Source organism: Halosimplex litoreum, from assembly GCF_016065055.1.
In the GTDB taxonomy this organism is placed as follows: Archaea; Halobacteriota; Halobacteria; order Halobacteriales; family Haloarculaceae; genus Halosimplex; species Halosimplex litoreum.
Genome location: NZ_CP065856.1, coordinates 3,222,026 through 3,241,983, shown reverse-complemented (window position 1 = coordinate 3,241,983; position 19,958 = coordinate 3,222,026). Strand labels below are relative to the sequence as shown.

Here is a 19,958-nt window from a genome sequence, read left to right as displayed (position 1 = left end):
TCGCGTCGGCCGCCGACAGCGGCTTCAGCCCGAAAGCGCCGTCGCTCGACGCGCTAAGAGCGAAAAGCGGGGACCGAGGGGGAGAGTGGGTGTCCGATCCGATGGGGGATGCCTCTGACACCCACCGGATAGTCGTCGCGAGCGAGCTATTCAGTGTTCCGTTCGTTCATCGACCGCGCACAACCGCGGTCACACGGTCCTCGGCCGATCCAGCGCCCCAGCGCCGATGTATCGAGCCCCCGGCCACCCAGCGACGCGCTCGCCGTCGGTGAGGCCGGTCGCGTCACTCCTCGTCGGCGACACTGGGGTGCATCGTCGGCTCGTCGGGATGGGGGTCGGCGACCGACTCGCGGACGGCCGCACGGGCCTCGTCCTCGCGACGCCGCCGCTCGGACTCGTCGATCTCCTCACAGCCCGGCGGGACATCCCGCCCGCGCTCGGTGAAGTAGCCCTCGGGAACGACCCAGTCGTGATAGAACGGCCGGTCGGAATCCTCGAGGAGCGTGATCGCGACCTGCGCGCCGTGACCGGCGGCGACGACCGCCTGGTGGTACTGCTTGGCCAACCGGCCGGCCGCGTACAGCCCGTCGACGTCCGTCCGCCCGAGGTCGTCGACACCGACGAACTGCTTCGACCCGCGCTGGACCAGCGAGACGTCCAGGTCGTCGAGGTACGACGGGTCCGACCACGACGCCGCGACGACGTAGGTGGCGGTCAGCGCGTCGCCCTCGTCGAGGGAGACGGTGAACCCCGACACCTCGTCGTCGGGCCCCAGATCGCCGTCCTCGGGGTACGGCGGGTCCTCGGGGTCGAGCGAGGCGACTCGCTCGACGCGGGCCTCGGTGAACTGCACCCCGTTGCGCTCGGCCTGTTGGCGCGTCGAGTCGAGCAGCAGTCGGGGGTTGACGCCCGCTGGGAAGCCGGGGAAGTTCTCCAAGTGGGCGTTGCGTCGGAGGATCGGCTCGCCGGTCGAGACGACGCGGGTGTCGAGTCCGGCCCGGGCAGTGAACACCGCCACGGTCAGCCCGGCCAGCCCGCCGCCGACCACGACCACATCTTCGTCGGCCATATCCGGCGATTCCACGGGAACCAGCTTAAGCGATGGGGGCCGCGGCTACTCGCGCGACGCGACCGCGAAGGCGACGACCGATACCATCACCAGCGCGAGCGCGACGGTCGCCCGGTCGTCGGGGACCCGGATCGGGACGGCGAAGTACCCGACGAGGAGCGCGACGACGACGGCACCGACCAGTACTGCCCCCGCGGCGGTCGCGTGCGCGAGTTCGGTCCGCGTCGACGGCCGGACGCCACCCAGGTCCTGCTCGAACCCGACGGCGTGGACGCCCAGGTCCCAGACGGCGAGTGCCGCGGCCGCCGCCAGCACGACCGCGGCCGTCGGGAGCGCGTCGGCGAGCAGCGCCGTCCCGACCAGTAGAAACCCGGCACCGACCGCGAAGCCGTGCCCTCGGCGGACGAACAGATCGGTCACGCGGTTGATACCGTGGACGAACGCCAGCACCGCCAGGAGCGCACAGAGGGCGGCGACGAGCCCGGGCACGGCCACGGCGACCGCGCTCGGGATCCCCGCGGCGGCCGAGAGGCCGAAGACGCGAGCGAGCGACGCGAGGGCACCGCCACCGATAGCGAGCGACGCGACGACGAGCCCGCCCGCGCCGTGCGCGACCGTGTTCCCCGGCGACGGACCGGTCCAGAAGACGACCGCTCGGTGGACCGACGGGGCGGCGGCGACGCAGAGCGACAGCGCGAGGACGACCCCGAGCGCGCCGTGAACGACCCCGCTCAGCAACACCGCGTCGACGGCGCGACCGACGAGCGGCCGCGCGGCGAGCGCCGAAGCGACGGCGTCACGGACGACCGCCGCCGACCCGAACAGTGTCCCGACGACCAGCGTCACCGCGTACCACCGCGGCAGGTCGTCGAGCGGCAGCCTGAACGACGCGGCCAGCCCCGACTCCGGCGCGGCCCGCCCGGGAACCAGTGAGTCGAGCGCGCGCGACGCCCGATCGACCGCGATCCCGGCAGCGACGCCGAGCACCTGCAACCAGACGGCTGCGCTGACCGGCGCCGCGGTCGCCCCCTCGAACGACCACACGACCAGTTCGGGCGCGAACCCCGTCCCGACGAGCAGGAACCACGCGACCACGAGCGCCGTCGCCACGATCGCGACGAACCCCGACTCCGAGGCGACGCGGGTCAGCCGATCGGTCGCCCCGTCGGAGAGCCCCGCCAGCGCCGCGAGCGCGACCGCCGCCGTCGCCGCGAGCACCACCGCGTGACCGGCCCGACCCGCCGTCGTGACGAGCCACCCAGTCGCCGCCACGAGACCGGTGGTGCCGACCGCGACAGCGACGCTCCCGGTGGCGAGTCGACGGGTCCGCGACGGGTCGAGCGCGCCGACGCCCCACCCGAGGACGACCGCACCCCCGACACCGATGACCCCGACCGCACCCGCGCCGGAGAGCGCGAGGGCGAGGACCGCGGCACACACCGCGATCGCGAGCGCGCCCCGCGCCGACACGACACCGGCCCGCGGGTGGGCGACGCTCATCGCTCCCACCTCGCGGCCGCGCGGTCGACCGCGACCTGGAGCGGCTCGTCGGGCGACCAGTCGACGACGCGCGCCCGTCGAGCGCCCGTCACCGAGCCGACGCGGGCGGCCCGCCGGATCCGCTCGACCGCCGCACCGGCCGTCGCCCGCCCGGTCAGGTCCGGGCTGACGACGGTCGTCGCGTGGTCGTGTGCGACCAGCCGCTCGACCGCCCGGACGGCGTCGTCGTCCAGCAGCGGCGAGACGAAGACGACCTGCGCACCGGCCGGAATCTCGTCGGTCAGCCGGCGCTGGCCGACGAGGAGCCCTCGTCTCCCCGCCGAGCGGTCGGAACGACCGGCCACCTCGGCGTCGCCGGTCGCAGTCGCGAACGAGCGGCCGACCGTCGTGCCCAGGTCGTCCACCGTGACGCCGAGTTTCGTCCGCAACAGCGCTCGTAACCGTAGCGACTGCTCGGTCCCAGTGGCGGGCGCGAGCGTCCCCTGCGTCTTGAAGTAATCGGCGCCGGCCGCCGAGACCACCGACGCCCCGACCTGGGTCCCCCCGTCGAGGAGGTCGTCCGCGAGCCTGACCGCGGCGTACCCGCAGAGGTCCCGCGCGCCCGGGTCGCCGTCCGCGGCGCGGCGCTGGATCCGACCGTCGACGACGAAGGCGACGGTCGCCGCCTTCGATTCACGGTAGGTGACCGTCGTCAGCTCGCCCGTCGAGGCGTATCGGTTCCAGTCGACGCGGCTGGCCGAGTCGCCCGGCGCGTACTCGCGAGTGGCGTAGAACTCTACCCCCTCGCCGCCGGAATCCGTCTCGACGCGCCCCGCGCCGATCCCCGTCTGGGTGGCCAGCGGCAGCGAGTCGACCGCCGCGTGACACACCATCGACTGCGCCGCCTCGAAGACCGTCCGCCTGGCTGCCTCGCCGGCCGCGCTGCGCGCGACGGCCGTCACGTCCCCGAACGCGTGTTTGCCGCGGACAGCGTAGAGTTCGTACTCGACCGCGAGGTGGTCGCCGGGTTCGATCGTCCCCGCGTCGCGGGCGTCGCCCTCGACCACGTCGAGGTCCGCCGGTGGGTCGTCGGCGACGCGCACGTCCGCCAGCGGCGTGTCCCCGGCGTTTTCGACACGCACTGTCACCGCGACTCGGTCACCCGGCGCGGGATCGACCGGCTCGACGTGGCGCTCCGCGACCAGCGACGGCGACGGCGGCCGCGACAGCGACGCGTACGCCGCGTAGACCAGCCCGACGAGCGAAGCCAGGAAGAGACCGGTGTTCGACAGGAAGACGCCCAGCGCCACCGACACGAGCGCGAAGACCACGCCCGCGACCCAGCGGTTCTCGACGCCCGTCGCCGTCGTCTCCGCGCCCGTCGTCGCCGCCAGCGTCACGCCCGACCCGTCGCCCGTGATCGACGGTTCCGGCTCGCCGGCAGCAGCCGAGGAATCGGCGTCCGGACCGTCGGGCTCGGCCGTGACCTCGGACCCGGTATCCGGCCCGTCGGCGTCGACGGCCGGCGCCGAGGGGTCGGGCTCGTCCGTCGTCGTCCCGGAACGCGTGTCGCTCACGCCTCGGCCACCTCCGTCTCGACGCCGGCGACGTCCGACAGCTCCGTGACGGTCGCCGCGACCCGCCGACGATAGGGATCGCCACCCGCCCAGTCGGCGACGCGCATCCGGACCGGCAACGGCACGTCGTCGCCCAGGTAGGCCGCCGCGCGCGGGTCGTCGGTCCACTCGCCCGTCGCCAGGGCGGCCTCCGGGTCGTCGGTTCCGGCCTCTCGGAGCACGTCGACCGCCAGAGAGCGGATCCGTGCCCGCACGTCCGCACGACGCCACTCTTTGACGGGGGCTTCTGGGTCGCCGAGCGCGTCGAGCACTTCGTCCATCGAATCACCGACCAGTCGGTCTCGGGTTCCGCCGGCGTCGTCCGGGTCGGGGAGCGAAACGTCGGTCGCCTCGCCCGTCGAGCGGCCGCGCCACAGCGACCAGGCGCCGAGGACGAGCGCGAAGTGCGCGACGAAGTACACGAGCGGGCGGGCCGGCCAGACCACCGCGTCGACCGCGTCGGCGAATCGCTGGCCGCCGACGCCGGCGACCAGCGCGAGCGCCGTCGCGAGCGCGATACCGCCGACCGCGGCCGCGGCCAGTCGGACCCGTCGCCCACCGAGCCCGCGGTCGAAGTCGACGTCGGGAACGATGATCAGACTCCAAGGGCTGGGGTCGCGGTCCGGTCCGGCCGACGGCGGCGAGTTCATTCCTCGTCCTCCCGCCGGGACAGCACGTCCCTGGCCGCCTCGACGGCGGTCCGCGTTCGGTCGTCGGTCGCCGCTACGCCGCCGTAGCGGACGTCTCTGAACACGTCTCTGAGTCGTTCGACCGGGTCCGCCGGGTCCCCCCGGTCGACCGCGGTCCGCGCCAGTTCTCCGGGTGTCCGGGCCTCCCGATCGCGGACCGCGAGCGGGTCGGCGAACGCTTCCCACGCCCCCTCGACCGTCCGGATCGGGTCGTCACTCGATTCGGGGTCGACGGCCGCGGCCGTCCGCGCGTCGGCGTCGGGCGCGCGCCCGCTCGCACTGTCCGACTCGCCGCTAGCCAGTCCCGACAGGACTCCTCCGATCGACAGCAGCGATCCGCTCGACGACGAGAACAGCCCGCCCAGCCCGGCGAGCAGGCCGCCCGTCGCTCGCGACCCGCCACCGACGACGGTCGCGAGTCCCGCGGCGACGTCCCCGGCGACCGAGCCCGCGGTCGACAGGACCCGGGCAGTGCCGGTCGACGCACCGACGAGCGCGACCATGGTCGTCTGCGGGATCCGCTTGACCAGTCCCGCCGGCGAGACGCCGTCCCCGCCGAACGACCAGCCGAACGAGAACGGCCCGAGCGTCGGTCCGTCGCCCGAACCGCCCCCGTCCAACCACGACGACAGGCCCGCCAGTATCGAGACACCGGCCAGCGCGAGCAGCCCACCGCCGAACAGCCAGCCCACCAGGCCGGCGACACCGCCACCGCCCGACGCATCGTCGTCACCGTCGGGGACTGGCGTCGCCGTCGGTGTCGACTCCGGTTCCGGGGTCGACGTCGCCGTCGTCGCGTCTCCCTCGGCGACAGTCGAGACCGGCGTCGATTCGTCGGCGGCGTCCGTCAGCGGTTCCACGGTCCCCGCCGGCCCGGACCCTGCGGTGTCCGAACCGGACCGGTCGCCCGGCTCGGCGGGGCGGTCGGCACCGATCAGGTCGGTTTCGTCGGCCGGCACCGACCCGAACCCCGAGGCGGGGAAGAGGGTGCCACCGAACGCGACCGCCAGGACGGCCAGCGCTACGAGCGTGATGCGGGGACCAGAACGCCTCACAAAGGAGACTAGACGCTTCGCGGTAAAACCTTTCCGCCCGAGACACAGTTCAATTACCACACAACTTTTCACCCGGCGGGTAGTACGAGCGGGCGTGTCCCTCCGGAACGACCGCGGCCTGGTAGTTCGGATGGCGGCGGCGCTGGCCGTCGTCGTCGTCGCGAACGCGCTGTTCGTCGGCGTCGTCGTCACGCTGGCCGCGCCGTGGCTCGGCACCGCCGTTCGCGGAGCCGCGAGCGCTGCGGGCGTCTCCGGGTCGGTCGCCGCGCTGTGGTGGCTCCCGCTGGCCGCCGCGCTCGTCGCCCTCAGCGTCTGGGCGCAGCTGCGATACGTCCGCCGGGAGACGCTCGCAGCGGTCGACGCCGAGCCGGCCCACCCCGAGACCTACCCGGGACTCGACCGCCGTCTGACGCGCCTGGCCACCCAGACCGCCGTCCCCACGCCCGATTGCTACGTCGTCGACAGCGAGACGCCCAACAGCTTCGCGCTCGACGGCGCCGGCTCCCCCACGGTCGTCGTCAGCACCGGGCTGTTGGCGACGCTCGACGCCGACCACCTGGACGCCGTCCTCGCGCACGAGCTCGCGCACCTCCAGCACCGCGACGCCACCGTCATGACGCTGGCCTCCTTCCTCCCCGCCCTGACCGGCGACCGCTACTCGTTCCTCGACCACTTCGGCCCGTGGGCGCGGAGCCGCGTCGTCTGGGCCGCCGCGCTCGCCGCCCTCTACGCCGTCGGCGCCGTCGCGACCGGCACGAGCCCGTTCGATCTCGGGTACGCGCTCGGGTTCGCCGGCGGCGTCGTCGCCGCGGTCGTCCTCGGCGGCGTCGCCCTGGGGGCCTTCGCAGTCGCGGCGACCGTCGCCGCCCGTCGGCTGTCCCGGTACCGCGAGTTCGCCGCCGACCGGGCCGCCGGGCGGCTCAGCGGCGACCCCGCCGCGCTCGCCGACGCGCTCGCGACGCTCGACGACGAGACGGCCGAAGCTCCGACCACGGACAAACGGCTCGCCTACGACGAGGTACGCGGCCTCTGTCTGCTCCCCGCGGGCTTCGGTACCGAGGCGCCCGACCCAGACGAGTTCCACGTCGAGACCCGCTCACACCCGCCCACCGACGAGCGAGTCGCGCGGCTCCGCGACCTGATCGACCGCCAGTGAGAGTGCCGGTCGCAACACGGGTCTGTCGGGCTCGCAACGACGTTCGGGCCCGCGATCGCGGTTCCGACGCCCGTTCTCGGCGACGGGGAACGGCCGGGAGCGATTATATCCTCGCCCCCGAATAGTCGAGTATGCGCTATCTGGTCGCGACCGACGGGTCGACAGTGAGCGACGGAGCGGTCGAACACGCCGCCCGCGAGGCGAGCGCCTGGGACGCGAGTCTCGAGATCGTCCACGTGTTGACCCCCGAGACGAAACTGGTCGACGGCGACATCGTTCTCCCGGGCGAGGACAGCGCGGTCGACCACGCCGAAGAGATCCTCGACACGGCGGCCGAGACGGCCGAAAGAGCCACCGAACACGGCGATATCGCGATCGACACGCAACTGCTGACCGGCCGACCGGCGGAGGCGATCACGACCTACGCCGAGAACGCCGGCGTCGACGCGATCTTCGTCGGTCACCGCGGGGTGTCCGAGCGTCGGCGCCGTGTCGGCAGCGTCGCGAAGACCGTCATCGACAAGGCGTCTGTTCCGGTGACGGTCTCCCGGTAACCATCGAGCCGAAACACAAATTTCCAGCCGTTTCGAGCGTTGTAAACCGGATATTGGACGTGCAACTTTATCGTCTGAGCGAGCGTACGGCCCCTCATGGCTACGAACTCCGACTCGTTCGTCGAGCGTCGCGAGGGTGACTTCTGGGTAAACGCGCTGCTCGGCGCGGTCGTGATGGTGGTGTTGTCGTGGATCCCCTTCGCGACGGTGCTGGGCGGCGGCGTCGCGGGCTATCTCCAGCAGGGGACCCGCGCGGGAGGCGCGAAGGTCGGTGCCGTCTCCGGACTGATCGCCGCGATCCCAGTGTTCGGGGTGCTGGGGCTGGTGTTCGGCGGTATCGGCCTCGGTGCCATCGCTGGCGGTGAAGCGCTGGGTTTCGCCGTCTTCGCCACGGTCATGCTGTTCGCCCTCGTCCTCACCGCAGTCGTCGTCGCCGGGACCGGCGCCGTCGGCGGCTACGTCGGCGTCTACCTCCGCGAGCGCACCGACGGGGACGACTACGACGACCACGGTCCCGCCGCCGACCCGACCGTTGAGGCCGACCCCGAGACGGCCCCCTGAGTGACCGCGGCCCGTCGTTCCGCCCGATCGTCCGAGCGGTAGTGTCGTCGACCGGGGACGACCCCGTCGGCGAGGCTATTAGTAACAGCGGCCCCCAGAGCGGGTGTGGACGAAGTCGAGGTCAGCACGGTCATCCACGTGCCGCCCGCGGAGGCGTACGACTTCATCGTCGACTTTCCGCGGTACGCCGACTACTCCGAGTACCTGGAGGAGGTCCGTCGCGACGGCGACGGCTCGCCCGGCACGCGCTACGCGCTCCGGTTTTCCTGGTGGAAACTCACCTACACCGCTCACACGAAAGTGGTCGACGCCGACCCACCGAACCGCCTCGACTGGCGGGTCGTCAAGAACATCGACGCCGACGGCCACTGGCGCGTCGAGGACGCCACCGAGGAGGCGCCCGAGGGCGTCGAGGCGGCCTCGCACGTCTCGCTGCGCATCGAGTACGACCCTGGGTCGGTCAACGCCGGCAGCATCGACCTGCCGCGGTTCGTCTCGCTGTCGTGGGTCGTCGAGAAGGTCAAACCGTTGATCCAGAACGAGGCCGAACGCGTCGTCGAGCGGATCGTCGCCGACATCGAGGGCCAGTCCCGGGAGGTCGACCTGACGGTTCACACTCGGCCGGACGCCATCTGAACGGCGACCGCGGAGAAGCGAATCGAAGCTGCGACCGCCTACTCGTCGTACTCGCCGTAGTCGCCGCCGTACTTGATGAAGAAGTACCCCAGTCCCAGCGTCGCCGCCATCCCGAAGCCGGTCGCGATGCCGAGGGACTTCGCCGCGCCGGGGACCTGCGGGCGCGAAGGGGCGCTGGGCGTGCTGATCTCCTCGGTCTCGACGTCGCCGCCGACGGCGATGGCGCCTTTCATGCCCTGACCCTCGTGCGGCGCACAGTTGTAGGTGTACATCCCGCCGGTCTCCAGCGTCACCTCGTAGGTCTCTCCCTCGGGGATCGTCGCGAACTGACCGCCCTCCGTGCCGGCGAGCCCGCCGCCGTCCGGCTGTTCGGTCGGCTTGACGTTGTGACTCGGTGCGACGAACTCGAAGACGACGGTCGTCCCCGAGTCGACCCAGATGTTCGTGGGGGCGAACGCGAATCCGCCGGAGCCCGCGCCGACCTCGACGGTCACTTCGGAGCTGCCGCGCATGTCCTGATAGCCCGGGCCGTTGGCGTCGCTGACGTAGGAGGGGAACACCGGCTTGACGTTGCCGCCCCCGCCGCCCTCTTCCTGGGCGGCCGCGGTGCCCGCACCGGCCGCGACTGCTGTGGCGCCTGCACCGGCGCGCAGGAACGCCCGCCGTGACACGTCCGCGCTCTGGTCGCTCATGTCTGGGCGTATGGACCCGCCCGTAGTGAATCCACCGGAACGATGCCGAACCGACGGCGGCGTCCGGCCACCCCGGCCCGGACCTCGCGACCGGGCGCTCGGTCCCGCTACCCGGCCGAATCGCCGCTCAGGCCTCGTCGAACTCGCCGAAGTCGCCGCCGTACTTGATGAAGAGGTACGTCAGTCCGAGCGTCGCCGCCATCGCGAACCCGGCCGCGACACCCAGGGTGAGCGCCGTGTCGGGGACCGTCGGGATGCCGGGACCGCCGCCGCCACCCCCGGTGTCGGCCATCGGGTAGTCGGTCCCGACGACGACGGCCCCCTTCATCCCGAGCTGGAGGTGGGGTGCGCAGTGATACCGGTAGATACCGTCTTCCTCGAAGGTGAACTCGAACGGGGAGACCTCCTCGCAGCCCGCCTCGCCCGAGTCGAACGCCCCCTCGTCCGCGACGACGTTGTGCGGGCAGCCCGCTCCGGTCCAGGTCCAGGTGACCGTCGCGCCGTTCTCGACGTGGACCGCCGGCGGACCGAAGCCGAAGGCACCGCCGTTAGCCTCTGTGCCGACCTGGACCGCCGGTTCGCCCTCACCACGGAGGTCCGCTACCGAGCCGTCGTAGTTGTCCACGTCTTCGAAGAAGGTGCCGAAGTCGGGCTGACCGCCCCCGCCGCCACCGGCGGTTCCGCCTCCGGCCGTCCCGTCGCCCGCCGCGGTTCCGCCTCCGGCCGTCCCGCCCCCGGCCGCGGTCCCATCGCCCGTGGCCGTGCCCCCACCGGTCGGCGTGCCGCCGCCGTCGGTCTCGGTCTCCTGTGCGGCCGCTGGGGCGGTCGCAACTCCGGCCGCCCCGGCGCCGACGGCACCGGTCACGAACCTCCGTCGCGTCGTCTCTCGAGTCATACCCCGGGTACGGTTCCGACTCGCCTGAACCCGTGGCTTGCAACGCCAACCACGTCCGCGGACGCGTGACGATGTCGCCGGACCGAGACGTGGTCGACCCTCGCGCGCCCGCGGTGCGGTGCCTTTTTGCCGAGTCACCGCCACGCTCCGGTGATGAGCGACAGTCCGGTGGTCGGCGTCGTAGGCGCCGAGGCCGACGCGGTGGTCGCCGCCGTCGAGTCCGCCGGCGCCCGGGCGACGGCGGGGACGGCGAAACGCGTGGTCGAGGGAAGCGATGCCGTCGTCGCCGTCGGCGAATCCGCGCTGCTCGCGGTCGCGCGCACCGGCACCGACGACCCCGTCCTCCCCGTCTGCGCCGGTCCCGGCGTCCGCTCGCTGCCCCGCGAGGAAGTCCCCACCGGGGTCGCGGACTTCGTAGCCGGTGACTACGAACAGGTGGATCACCCGCTCGTCGGCGTGAACGTCGCCGGTCGGACCCGCGCCACGGTCCTGTTCGACCTGATGCTGGTCAGCGCCGAACCCGCACAGATCTCGGAGTACACCGTCGAGCGCGGTGACGAGCGAGTCGCGCAGTTTCGTGCCGACGGCGTCGTCGTCGCCACGCCCGCGGGCTCTTCGGGCTACGCGAGCGCCGCCGGCGGGCCGATCCTCACCACCGATACCGACGCCGTCGCCGTCGTTCCGGTCGCCCCCTTCGAGACGGACATCGACCACTGGGTCCTCCCACCGGAGGGCCTCGGTGTCTCCGTCGAACGCGACGAGACCACCGTCCACCTGCTGGCCGACGACAGAGTCGTCGGCCCGGTCGAGCCCCACGACCCCGTGTACGTGACTCCTGCCGGCTCGGTACCCCTGGCCGTGGTCGCGGCCAGTCGGTCACCGTTCCCCCCGGCCTGACCGACGCCGAAGTTCGGGTCGGACAGGTGACGGCACCACTCGGGCCGTCCGGTTCGACCGCGGAAACGCGGGCGAGACCGCACTGGATTGGAAAAGCTCTAATGGGCGACGGACCGATCCATCGGGTATGGTTGCATACGAGCTGTTCGGACCGGTCGACGCGGTCCTCGACAGCCACATCACCGAGGAAGTGCTCGTCATCGAGGCGGTGCTCCTCGGTCTCGTGGTCCTGAACATCGCGGCGCGCGCGCTGGCCCATCGACGCCACCTCTCGCAGGCCGAGAGCGGCGACGCCGACGAACTCTCGCGACACCCCTTCCACGTCTTCACCAACGTCGCGCTCGTGCTCGGGTCGTTCTACTTCCTCACCGTCCACCAGCACGCCGGCATGGTCACCGCCGTCATCGCCATCTTCGTGCTCATGACGGATCTCTTCGAGTTCGAGTCACGCAAGGTCGAGGTCCGCCGGGAGATCGACGTCGAACCCCCCAAGGCCGCTATCGGCGTCTCCCTCGTCGCACTGATGTACGTGGCCTACGTCACGTTCTTCTACGGCCCGCTCGGCCAGTTCCTGTAAGGCCGCTCTTTCCTACTTTCCCTCGAAATCGTCTTCCGAAATCGGTCAGTACAGGCGATAGATTGAGCGATTGCGGTGGCGCGCGCTGGCGAGCGTGCCCGAGCACTGCGAGGGTCGCGAGTCCAAGCCGTGCGAGGGACGAACGAGCGAGCGGAGCGACCGAGTGAGTCGACTGGGGAGGTGTGTGGCGCTGTGCGGTGCTGTGCGGTTCCTTGGAGGACTGAAAGGGCGAGGCGCGCGTGGCGGCGAAGCCGCCACGGCTTGCGGCGGTCGGCGGAGCCGACCGCCCTGCTCGCGCTTGCGTGGTCGCCTGAGCGGGCACTATTCGAGGGAGCGAAGCGACGGAGAATATCCCGCCTCAGCGACCGCGAGCGCGTCGAGGGCTTTCATCGCTTGCTGTCCCCGATGAGTGCGGTCGCTATCGGCGGACTTCCTTCCACACCGACCAGAAACCAACCCTCAACTCGCACGCCAGAGTGGACGTGTCGAAGTGAGAGCCGAACAGAGGAAAGAAGCCGGTAGTTCGAGGAGACGCGAACGACGCGGTCGCTACGCGGTGGTGGACGAACCGAGGAGGAGACTCGCGGTCAGTTCGAGCGCTCGGCGTACGCGCTTCGGAGCTCTTCGACGGCGGGGATGATCACCCAGAACGTCAGCGCGCCGAAGACCGCGAACCACGCCATCACGTCCATGATCGCGACGCCGAGCTCGCCGTAGACGGTGTTGACGCCCTCGACCGGGGCGACCAGCTGGACACCGCTCCCCTCGAAGCTGGGCGTGCGGTACCAACCGGCGAGGGTCAGCCACGCCAGCCCCGCAGCCGAGAGGACCGCCATCCCTTTCGCGAATTCGTCAGCCATTGTCGGATAATTCGTCGGTTTCGTCTTTAGCGTTTCCCATTCCGTCGGCGCGGAACCGCGTCGAAAACGCGTAGGTGACCGCACCGATAGCGATCAGGCCCAACCCAGCCAGCGCGACCAGCGGCTGGACCTCCGACAGCTCCGCCGTCGCCCTGTCGGTCGCCACGTCGAGCAACAGGAACCCGCCGACGACCGCCGCGACGGCGAACAGCGTCGAGAACACCGTCACGCGCTTGTAGACGGCGTCGGGGACGACCACCTCGCGAGCGCGCGCGCCCGCCGATTCGTCGCGGCCGGCAGACCGCTCGTCGGTCGACTCGCCACTGGTGGGGCCGGAGACGGGAGAATCGACGTCGTCCGTCCCGTCGGCGGTCGCGTCGGACGGGTCGCCGGAGCGGGACGGGTCGGGAGCCATCTACTTCGGTGGCCGCAGGCGGTAGTACCGGCGGTTGAGGTTGAACATGTACCCCTCCCGCATCGTCCGGAGGACGGCGTAACTGAGGAACGCCGCCAGGACCGGCAGGAGGAACGTCAGGTCGAAGATGAGATGGGAGTCCATCGGGATGAGGTTCTTGACCGACAGCGCCGCGACCGTGAACGCGAAGACGACGCCGCTGACGCCGACGGCCGACCAGAACGGCTGCTCGACGGGCCGGCGGGCGCTCCCCTTGTTGAGGAAGGGCACGATGGCGACGAAGCCGACGACGACCAGGTTGGCGAGGACGCCGTAGGTACGGTCGGCCATGAGCTTCTGGCCGCCGAGCAGACTGATATCGGGGTTGAGCGGGCCGAGTTTCAGCAGGCCGAACGACCAGTAGAGATACCAGTCGGGCAGGATGATCGCCGGCGTCGACGAGGAGTCGGCCGGCGGGCCGATGTGGGGCGGCAGCGCCGCAGAGAGGAAGATGATCATGCCGACGAAGAAACTCGTCAGCGCGAGGTTGCGGATCATCTCGTGGGGCCACGTCGGGAACGCGAGCACGTCGCGCTCGACGTAGCTCGACTGCTGTCGCAGGTCCTGGTCCTCTCGACGGGACCGCTCGAAGTACTCGTAGGTCAGCCGGGCGAGCCCCTGTTTGCGCGTCTTGCGCTCGCTCCAGGTCGGGGTCTCGTCGTCCGGCGGGACGATACCCGTGCCGTCGGTGCGAACTTCCTCGCTGTTGTCGTTGTCGCTCATTGTATCAGTGGGGTTCCGCGATGCCCTGCATCCAGACGATGCCGATGTGCACGGCGATGATCCCGGTCGTGACGAACGGGAGCACGAACACGTGCAGGATGTACATCCGCTGGACCGTCGACTGACTCAGGGTGAACCCGCCGAACAGCAGCTGGGCCACCCACTCGCCGATCAGCGGGATAGAGAGGCTCATCTCGACGCCGATCTGGCCGGCCCAGAAGGCCAGCTGGTCCCACGGGAGCAGGTAGCCCGTGTACCCGAAGACCATCGTCAGCGAGATGAGCACGATGCCGATGATCCAGTTGAGTTCGCGCGGCTCCTTGTACGCGCCCGTGAAGTACACCCGCAGCATGTGTAGGAACACGGCCGCGACCATCACCTGCGCCGACCACCGGTGTAGCGACCGGAGGAAGAAACCGAAGTTCAGCTCGGTCATGATGAAGGTGATGGAGTTGTACGCGAGCGCGGGCGTCCCGTTGGAGGCCCCGGCACCCGGCGCGTAGTAGAACCCCAGCAGCGCACCCGATATCGCCGCGACGACGTACGCGATCGTCGAGAACGACCCTAACGCGTAGAGGGGGTACCAGTACCAGAACTTGTTGTCCAGGTTGTACTGTTCGGTGTGGCTCTTGGGCATCTGGAAGTTAACCTTGTAGTACATGTTCTCGAGGATCTCCAGATAGTCGACGATACGCAGCCGTCGGTCGAGCCACAGCAACACCGTGAGGTAGATCTCTTCGATAGCCGTGAGGTCACGGCTCTCCATCCAGCCGTCGTGGTCGTGTTCGTCTTTGCGTTCGAGACTCATTGTTAGTTATCCGGCCGCGGGCGCGCGACGAACTGGACTTGCGTCGGGCTGAACGGGTCGTACACCGACTGGTGACACTGGCAGTACACCGCGTTCGCCCCGCCGAAGTTCGCGCTCCCCGCCAGTTGCTTGTAGCCAGGCACGCAGCAGAAGTGCGTACACTTGTTGATCCAGGCCATGAAGTCCTGGTCGGTCGCCGCGTCCAGGAAGTTCCGTACGTTCTGGGGGATCGTGCTGTAGTCGTTTCCGAAGACGCCCTGCTCCCCGTTGACCATCTTCGAAACCTCCGGTGTCCGCAACACCTGGACCGGAATCGTCTTCGCGTTCTCGCCCTGCGAGCGCCAGGTCGCGCTCGCGGGCTTGCCGAGACCGGCTTCTCCGATGCTGTTGCCCCACTCCTCGTAGTCGTCGAACATGTCGACGGTCAGCGGGGTGTTACCTTCGACGTCCTGCTGCCACTCGTACGCCGGCGGCGGGCTGGCCGACGCGCGGAGGAGGTTGTCCGCGTCCGCGTCGGGCCTGACGCCTTGGTAGCTCTCGAGCCCGCAGTACTGGAACCACTGCGACGAGTAGGTCGTCCCACCCATGTCCATCTCCGCGATGGTCCGCTGGACCCCTTGGACCGTCTCGGTGCTGGCTTCGGGGAAGATTCCGTTGAGCTCACCCGAGTCGTTCACTTCGACCGGGACGATCGGCATCCCGCGCGGTGCGGGGCCGTCCGTGTTCTCGATGGCCATGTACTGTGTCGGGCCACCGCCGCCGCCCGCCGCCGACGTGACCGTGTTCACGGCGGCCGCGCCGCCGGTGCCCACGCTCGCCAGCGCGGCGCTCCCGACGACGCCCTTCACGAAGCGGCGTCTGCCCGTCTCGCCCGGATACTTGTCTTCGTCCAGTGGCATTGTTATCGTTTGTAGTAGGGGTAGACAGCTCGTTTCACGCTCTCCAGCGGGTCGCCATCCGCGAACGACGTCCCGTCGACGTCCTCCTCGCGGATGTACAGGTCCTCCCACTTGCGGCGCCGTTTCTTGACGATCATCACGTCGGGCAGGAACTCCTTGCGGTAGACCATCAGGATAAACGCCAGGTCGACGAAGATGATGGCGAGGATACCGCCCAGATACATGTTCCCGAGCGGGCTGTAGCCCCACCCGTTCACGAGCCCGAACGTGAACAGCCCGACGAAGACGACCTCGACGATCGTCAGCAGAACGAGCGCGACTGCCGCCGCCGTGCTCTCGCGGGCCGGTTCGTACCGGTGGATGTCACCGTACGTGGATCCGGAGGAGGACATCAGTTGTTCCCTCCCTTGGCGTTGGGCGATTCACCGTACTTCAGCAGGAAGAAGGTGAACAAAAGCGACACGACCATCATGACGATGGTCGAGACGCCGACGTAGTGGGGGTGGAACGGCACGCCCATGTGTTCGGGGTTGAGCGGCGTCTGTCCCCCGCCGCCGACCTCTTCGGTCTCGACGTCGCCGCCGACGGCGATTGCGCCTTTCATGCCCTGTCCCTCGTGGGGCCCGCAGTAGTACGTGTACATCCCGTTGGTCTCCAGCGTGACCTCGTAGGTCTCGCCGGCGGGAATCGTCGCGAACTCGCCGCCTTCCGTGCCGGCGAGGCCGCCCCCGTCGGGCTGGCTGTTGGGCTTGACGTTGTGGCTCGGTTCGACGAACTCGAAGATGACCGTCGTGCCGGGGTCGATCCAGGTGGTCGTCGGACCGTACCCGAAGCCGCCCGAACCGACGCCGACCTCGATCGTCACCTCCGAGTTGCCACGCAGATCCTCGTAGCCGGGGCCGTTCGCGTCGCTGACGTACGACGGCCACACGGGCTGGACGCCTCCGCCACCGCCCCCGCCTTCCTGTGCGGCAGCGGCCGTTCCGGCCCCCGCGGCGACGGCGGACGCACCGCCCGCGGCGCCACCGGCGGTCCGCAGAAAGTCCCGTCTGTTCATACAAACGATGGTCGGGACCGAATTTGTATAAACCCACCGAATACGCACGCAAGCGCACGATTAGCACCCTGTCGCCCGCGCCACGACCGCGGCAATTCGGCCCGCGGTCGGCTCGACCCGGCCCGTCCCGAGGAGCCGGTTCCGTCGGCACGCAGCCGCCGAGACCTTCGGTGCGGTCGAGCGCCGCCCCCCTCAGGCGTCGTCGCACTCGTCGTCGTCGATTTCTGGTGAGCGTTCGTCGGGGTCCTCCGGCGGTAACCCCTCCGAGTCCTCGCCGGGAATGCCCGTCGCGTCCGCCGCGGACTCCTCGTCGGGGAGAAAGTCCGGTCGCTCCCCGGGTTCGAGCTCGACCGCGCGGAGGCGGTTGCGGTACTCCTCGGCGCGGAACTTGTCCGACAGTCGGGCGTTGGCGACGACGCCGAACAGCAACAGCCCGATCGCGAGGAAGACGAACCCACCGAGTAGCATGGCGACGACGTTCAGCGACCGCACCGTTCCGCCGCCGGGCGGGGAGACCAGCCCCAGGGTGATCACGAGCCAGCCACCGATCAGCAGGAGGCCCGCGAGCACCTGGATCCCCGCGACGACCTGCAACATCGTGTTGCCGAGTTCGCCGCTGCCCTCGGGCACGTCCTGGGGCTCGGGGAGCAGGTCCTCGGGCGGCGCTTCGGGTACGTCGTACGACTCCATCGACGCGAGCGCGACCGTCGGCTTCACGTCCCGGAGCACGGTCCCGTGGCCCTCGACGGAGCCGTCGGCGCGGACGGTCGCGTACCCCTCGTCGGAGTAGGCCACCAGACGGTCGTCCCGGCGTTCGATCCGGGCGAACACCTCGCGCTCCGCGACCCGCCGTTTGAGGTCGGCCTCGACGCGGTCGAGCAGCTCCTGGCCGGTGATCCACGATCCGGGGTCGAAGACGGCCTCCCACTCCTCGGAAGACATCGAGGCCATCTCCGCCGGGCCGAAGTCGTCGAAGTCGTACTCGGCCTCGACCTGCTCGCGCAGCGCCTCGATGGATTCGGCGTCGTCGCCGTCGGCCTCCGACGCCTCCTCGGCCTCTCCGGCCTCGTCGACCCGTTCGTCGGCGGCGTCGCTCATTACCGGAACTCGGTCCCCGAGGGGTAAAAGCGCCCCGACCCGACGGTGAACGTCGACTCCGACCGCCCGAACACCGTCCACAGTCTCGTAGACGACCCCGCGTGGGCGGAGACGAGTCTCCCGACGTACTTCCAGGTACGGGCCGGCCTCCGAAGAGCATATTTGAATACTTCTTCAACCGTTTGGTGGAGCGTAATGACTGGACTCACCGACTACATGGAGAGGGTGTCGGACGTGCTGTACGCCCACACGTCGGACGAGACCGCACGGTGTGAAATATACGCCGACGCGCACTGCGAAGCGGAGCACTTCTCGACCCGGAGCACCCAGTCCGGAGCGAGCACCTACGCCGCTTACGAGGCGGAAAACGTCGAGCAAATGCCTGGCAGTGTCCTCCCACGCGTGACGGACACGCGCGCTCGCGAGGATCTCACGGGTCCCCCTCGGCCGTCGACGGACGACTGAAACCCGACTCGGCATCGAACGACGACCGATATCGTACCCGCGAAACCCGGAATTCGGACGCGACCCGGAGCGGTGGCGCGAGTCGAGTAGCCGAACTCCGCCTCCGCGTGTCGGTCGCGTAGCGAAAAGATTAATTGAGGATTCATTCAAGTATTGGGCGATGGCACAAGCGACCGAACGGCTCCGCCGGTTCCTCGACGACGAGCTCGGCGAGTGTCGGAGCGAAGACGTCGAGCGACGCCTGAACGAGCTGGGCACGCTCGAAGCTGCGCTCGAGGGCGAGCGAGTCGAGGCGGAACTCGACGTGCTCTCCGCGCTCGCGAACGAGACGCGCTACACGCTCGTCCGCGTGCTCGTCGCCGCGGGCGAGGAACTGTGCGTCTGCGAACTGAACGCGGTCGTCGACGTGAGCGAGAGCGGGCTCAGTCACGCCCTGTCGGCGCTGGTCGACGCGGGGCTCGTCGACGGCCGGAAGGACGGTCGCTGGAAGAAGTACCGCGCGACCAACCGCGCGGTCGCGCTGGTCACCGTCCTCGAAGGGAGCGTCGGCGATGAGTAACGCCGGCGCTCACGACCACGGCCCGGACTGCGACTGCGAGTCCTGTGGGGACCCGCGGTCGATGGACTTCCTCGACAAGTACCTCACCGTCTGGATCTTCGGCGCGATGGCCGTCGGCGTGGGGCTGGGCTACGTCGCGCCCTCGGTGACCCGACCGATCCAGGACCTGCATCTGGTCGAGATCGGACTCGTGGCGATGATGTACCCGCCGCTGGCGAAGGCCGACTACTCGCGGCTCCCGACCGTCTTCCGCAACTGGCGGGTACTGAGCCTGAGCCTCGTCCAGAACTGGCTGATCGGTCCGACGCTGATGTTCGGGCTCGCGGTCGTCTTCTTCGGCGGAGTCGTCCCGGGCCTGCCCGCGCGCCCGGAGTTCTTCCTCGGACTGGTCTTCATCGGGATGGCTCGCTGCATCGCGATGGTGCTCGTCTGGAACGAACTCGCCGAGGGCTCGACCGAGTACGTCACCGGGCTGGTCGCGTTCAACAGCCTCTTCCAGATCGTCACCTACGGCGTGTACGTCTGGTTTTTCGCTCTGTTCCTGCCACCGCTGCTCGGCATGGAGACGCTCGTCGCCGGCATCTCGGCGTTCGACGTGACCACGATGCAGGTGTTCGAGGCGATCGTCGTCTTCCTCGGGATCCCCTTCGCCGCCGGCTTCCTCACCCGGTACGTCGGCACCCGAGCGAAGAGCGAGGCGTGGTACGAAGACCGGCTCGTCCCGCTGATCGACCCGCTGACGCTGGTCGCGCTGCTGTTCACCGTCGTGGTGATGTTCGCGACCCAGGGTGAGAACATCGTCGCTGCGCCCGCCGACGTGCTTATCATCGCCGTCCCGCTTACGATCTACTTCGTCGTGATGTTCCTCGTCAGCTTCGCGATGGGCAAGGGCGTCGGCGCCGACTACTCGACGACGACGGCGATCGGCTTCACCGCCGCGAGCAACAACTTCGAGCTGGCCATCGCGGTCGCGGTCGCCGTCTTCGGCGTCGGCTCCGGCGTGGCCTTCACGACCGTCGTCGGCCCGCTCATCGAAGTGCCCGTCCTGCTCGCACTGGTCAACGTCGCGCTGTACTTCCAGCGCAGACTCGACTGGGGATCGTCCGCGGCGGGGAGCCCCGAACCGACCGACAACCGACCTGCGGCCAACGACTGACAG

General features: G+C 69.9%; 24 protein-coding genes. 9 read left to right on the top strand and 15 right to left on the bottom strand.

Features of this window, described 5'->3' with window-relative positions; genetic code table 11:
- Window positions 1-283: 283 nt before the first annotated feature.
- Genes I7X12_RS16070 through I7X12_RS16050 form a run of 5 tightly spaced genes read right to left on the bottom strand, consistent with a single transcriptional unit; the run spans window position 284 to window position 5,908 of the window.
- Entirely contained in the window at window positions 284-1,069 is a 786-nt protein-coding gene (locus tag I7X12_RS16070; RefSeq protein ID WP_198061053.1) for an FAD-dependent oxidoreductase, read from the bottom strand.
- Window positions 1,070-1,114: 45 nt separating this feature from the next.
- Window positions 1,115-2,569, bottom strand: a complete 1,455-nt coding sequence (locus tag I7X12_RS16065; protein WP_198061052.1) for a hypothetical protein — start codon at window positions 2,567-2,569, stop codon at window positions 1,115-1,117.
- Window positions 2,566-4,125 (bottom strand): DUF58 domain-containing protein, encoded by a 1,560-nt coding sequence (locus I7X12_RS16060; RefSeq protein WP_198061051.1) that lies wholly within the window; start codon window positions 4,123-4,125, stop codon window positions 2,566-2,568. The genes I7X12_RS16065 and I7X12_RS16060 overlap by 4 nt, the downstream gene beginning before the upstream one ends.
- The gene (locus I7X12_RS16055) at window positions 4,122-4,814 is read right to left on the bottom strand and encodes a DUF7269 family protein (RefSeq protein WP_198061050.1); all 693 of its coding nucleotides are present in this window, start codon (window positions 4,812-4,814) and stop codon (window positions 4,122-4,124) included. The genes I7X12_RS16060 and I7X12_RS16055 overlap by 4 nt, the downstream gene beginning before the upstream one ends.
- A complete protein-coding gene (locus tag I7X12_RS16050; RefSeq protein ID WP_198061049.1) occupies window positions 4,811-5,908 on the bottom strand; it encodes a DUF4129 domain-containing protein in 1,098 nt (365 codons plus the stop codon). Before I7X12_RS16050 ends, I7X12_RS16055 begins: the two co-directional genes overlap by 4 nt.
- A gap of 94 nt (window positions 5,909-6,002) precedes the next feature.
- Between I7X12_RS16050 and I7X12_RS16045 the strand changes: the two genes are divergently transcribed.
- The 4 genes from I7X12_RS16045 (at window position 6,003) to I7X12_RS16030 (ending at window position 8,815) form a co-directional block, all read left to right on the top strand.
- Window positions 6,003-7,064 (top strand): M48 family metalloprotease, encoded by a 1,062-nt coding sequence (locus I7X12_RS16045; RefSeq protein ID WP_198061048.1) that lies wholly within the window; start codon window positions 6,003-6,005, stop codon window positions 7,062-7,064.
- 131 nt (window positions 7,065-7,195) lie between these two features.
- Window positions 7,196-7,618: a universal stress protein gene (locus tag I7X12_RS16040; protein ID WP_198061047.1), complete on the top strand. Its 423-nt coding sequence runs from the start codon at window positions 7,196-7,198 to the stop codon at window positions 7,616-7,618.
- 96 nt (window positions 7,619-7,714) lie between these two features.
- On the top strand, window positions 7,715-8,179 hold the full coding sequence (locus tag I7X12_RS16035) for a DUF5518 domain-containing protein (RefSeq protein WP_198061046.1): 465 nt from the start codon (window positions 7,715-7,717) through the stop codon (window positions 8,177-8,179).
- 105 nt (window positions 8,180-8,284) lie between these two features.
- Complete coding sequence (locus I7X12_RS16030; RefSeq protein WP_198061045.1) at window positions 8,285-8,815, top strand: SRPBCC family protein; 531 nt, start codon at window positions 8,285-8,287, stop codon at window positions 8,813-8,815.
- Window positions 8,816-8,853: 38 nt separating this feature from the next.
- Here I7X12_RS16030 and I7X12_RS16025 read toward each other — a convergent pair whose 3' ends face one another.
- Both I7X12_RS16025 and I7X12_RS16020 read right to left on the bottom strand, forming a co-directional pair.
- Complete coding sequence (locus tag I7X12_RS16025; RefSeq protein ID WP_198061044.1) at window positions 8,854-9,507, bottom strand: plastocyanin/azurin family copper-binding protein; 654 nt, start codon at window positions 9,505-9,507, stop codon at window positions 8,854-8,856.
- A 127-nt stretch (window positions 9,508-9,634) separates the two neighbouring features.
- On the bottom strand, window positions 9,635-10,402 hold the full coding sequence (locus I7X12_RS16020) for a halocyanin domain-containing protein (protein WP_198061043.1): 768 nt from the start codon (window positions 10,400-10,402) through the stop codon (window positions 9,635-9,637).
- A gap of 153 nt (window positions 10,403-10,555) precedes the next feature.
- On the opposite strand from I7X12_RS16020, the gene I7X12_RS16015 reads away from it, so the two are divergent.
- Window positions 10,556-11,299: an NAD(+)/NADH kinase gene (locus I7X12_RS16015; protein WP_198061042.1), complete on the top strand. Its 744-nt coding sequence runs from the start codon at window positions 10,556-10,558 to the stop codon at window positions 11,297-11,299.
- A gap of 127 nt (window positions 11,300-11,426) precedes the next feature.
- Window positions 11,427-11,876 (top strand): DUF7313 family protein, encoded by a 450-nt coding sequence (locus I7X12_RS16010; protein ID WP_198061041.1) that lies wholly within the window; start codon window positions 11,427-11,429, stop codon window positions 11,874-11,876.
- A 587-nt stretch (window positions 11,877-12,463) separates the two neighbouring features.
- On the opposite strand, the gene I7X12_RS16005 is transcribed toward I7X12_RS16010, so the two are convergent.
- The 8 genes from I7X12_RS16005 to I7X12_RS15970 all read right to left on the bottom strand — a co-directional run bounded on the left by I7X12_RS16005 (window position 12,464) and on the right by I7X12_RS15970 (window position 17,775).
- On the bottom strand, window positions 12,464-12,736 hold the full coding sequence (locus I7X12_RS16005) for a DUF7314 family protein (RefSeq protein WP_198061040.1): 273 nt from the start codon (window positions 12,734-12,736) through the stop codon (window positions 12,464-12,466).
- Window positions 12,729-12,995 (bottom strand): DUF7315 family membrane protein, encoded by a 267-nt coding sequence (locus tag I7X12_RS16000; protein ID WP_198063898.1) that lies wholly within the window; start codon window positions 12,993-12,995, stop codon window positions 12,729-12,731. Before I7X12_RS16000 ends, I7X12_RS16005 begins: the two co-directional genes overlap by 8 nt.
- Before the next feature lie 156 nt (window positions 12,996-13,151).
- Window positions 13,152-13,913 carry a cytochrome b family protein gene (locus I7X12_RS15995; RefSeq protein WP_198061039.1) on the bottom strand — a complete coding sequence of 254 codons (762 nt, stop codon included), beginning with the start codon at window positions 13,911-13,913 and terminating at the stop codon, window positions 13,152-13,154.
- A 4-nt stretch (window positions 13,914-13,917) separates the two neighbouring features.
- Window positions 13,918-14,721 (bottom strand): cytochrome b, encoded by an 804-nt coding sequence (locus tag I7X12_RS15990; RefSeq protein ID WP_006883677.1) that lies wholly within the window; start codon window positions 14,719-14,721, stop codon window positions 13,918-13,920.
- Window positions 14,722-14,723: 2 nt separating this feature from the next.
- Window positions 14,724-15,620 carry a Rieske 2Fe-2S domain-containing protein gene (locus I7X12_RS15985; RefSeq protein ID WP_198061038.1) on the bottom strand — a complete coding sequence of 299 codons (897 nt, stop codon included), beginning with the start codon at window positions 15,618-15,620 and terminating at the stop codon, window positions 14,724-14,726.
- A gap of 2 nt (window positions 15,621-15,622) precedes the next feature.
- Window positions 15,623-16,012, bottom strand: a complete 390-nt coding sequence (locus I7X12_RS15980) for a DUF7318 family protein (protein WP_198061037.1) — start codon at window positions 16,010-16,012, stop codon at window positions 15,623-15,625.
- Window positions 16,012-16,677: a plastocyanin/azurin family copper-binding protein gene (locus tag I7X12_RS15975; protein ID WP_198061036.1), complete on the bottom strand. Its 666-nt coding sequence runs from the start codon at window positions 16,675-16,677 to the stop codon at window positions 16,012-16,014. The genes I7X12_RS15980 and I7X12_RS15975 overlap by 1 nt, the downstream gene beginning before the upstream one ends.
- Before the next feature lie 192 nt (window positions 16,678-16,869).
- A complete protein-coding gene (locus I7X12_RS15970) occupies window positions 16,870-17,775 on the bottom strand; it encodes a DUF7319 domain-containing protein (RefSeq protein ID WP_198061035.1) in 906 nt (301 codons plus the stop codon).
- 195 nt (window positions 17,776-17,970) lie between these two features.
- On the opposite strand from I7X12_RS15970, the gene I7X12_RS15965 reads away from it, so the two are divergent.
- The 3 genes from I7X12_RS15965 (at window position 17,971) to arsB (ending at window position 19,955) form a co-directional block, all read left to right on the top strand.
- Window positions 17,971-18,240, top strand: coding sequence for a hypothetical protein (locus tag I7X12_RS15965; protein ID WP_198061034.1), 270 nt, complete (start codon window positions 17,971-17,973; stop codon window positions 18,238-18,240).
- 160 nt (window positions 18,241-18,400) lie between these two features.
- On the top strand, window positions 18,401-18,799 hold the full coding sequence (locus tag I7X12_RS15960) for an ArsR/SmtB family transcription factor (RefSeq protein ID WP_198061033.1): 399 nt from the start codon (window positions 18,401-18,403) through the stop codon (window positions 18,797-18,799).
- On the top strand, window positions 18,792-19,955 hold the full coding sequence (gene arsB / locus I7X12_RS15955; protein ID WP_198061032.1) for an ACR3 family arsenite efflux transporter: 1,164 nt from the start codon (window positions 18,792-18,794) through the stop codon (window positions 19,953-19,955). Before I7X12_RS15960 ends, arsB begins: the two co-directional genes overlap by 8 nt.
- Window positions 19,956-19,958: the final 3 nt, after the last annotated feature.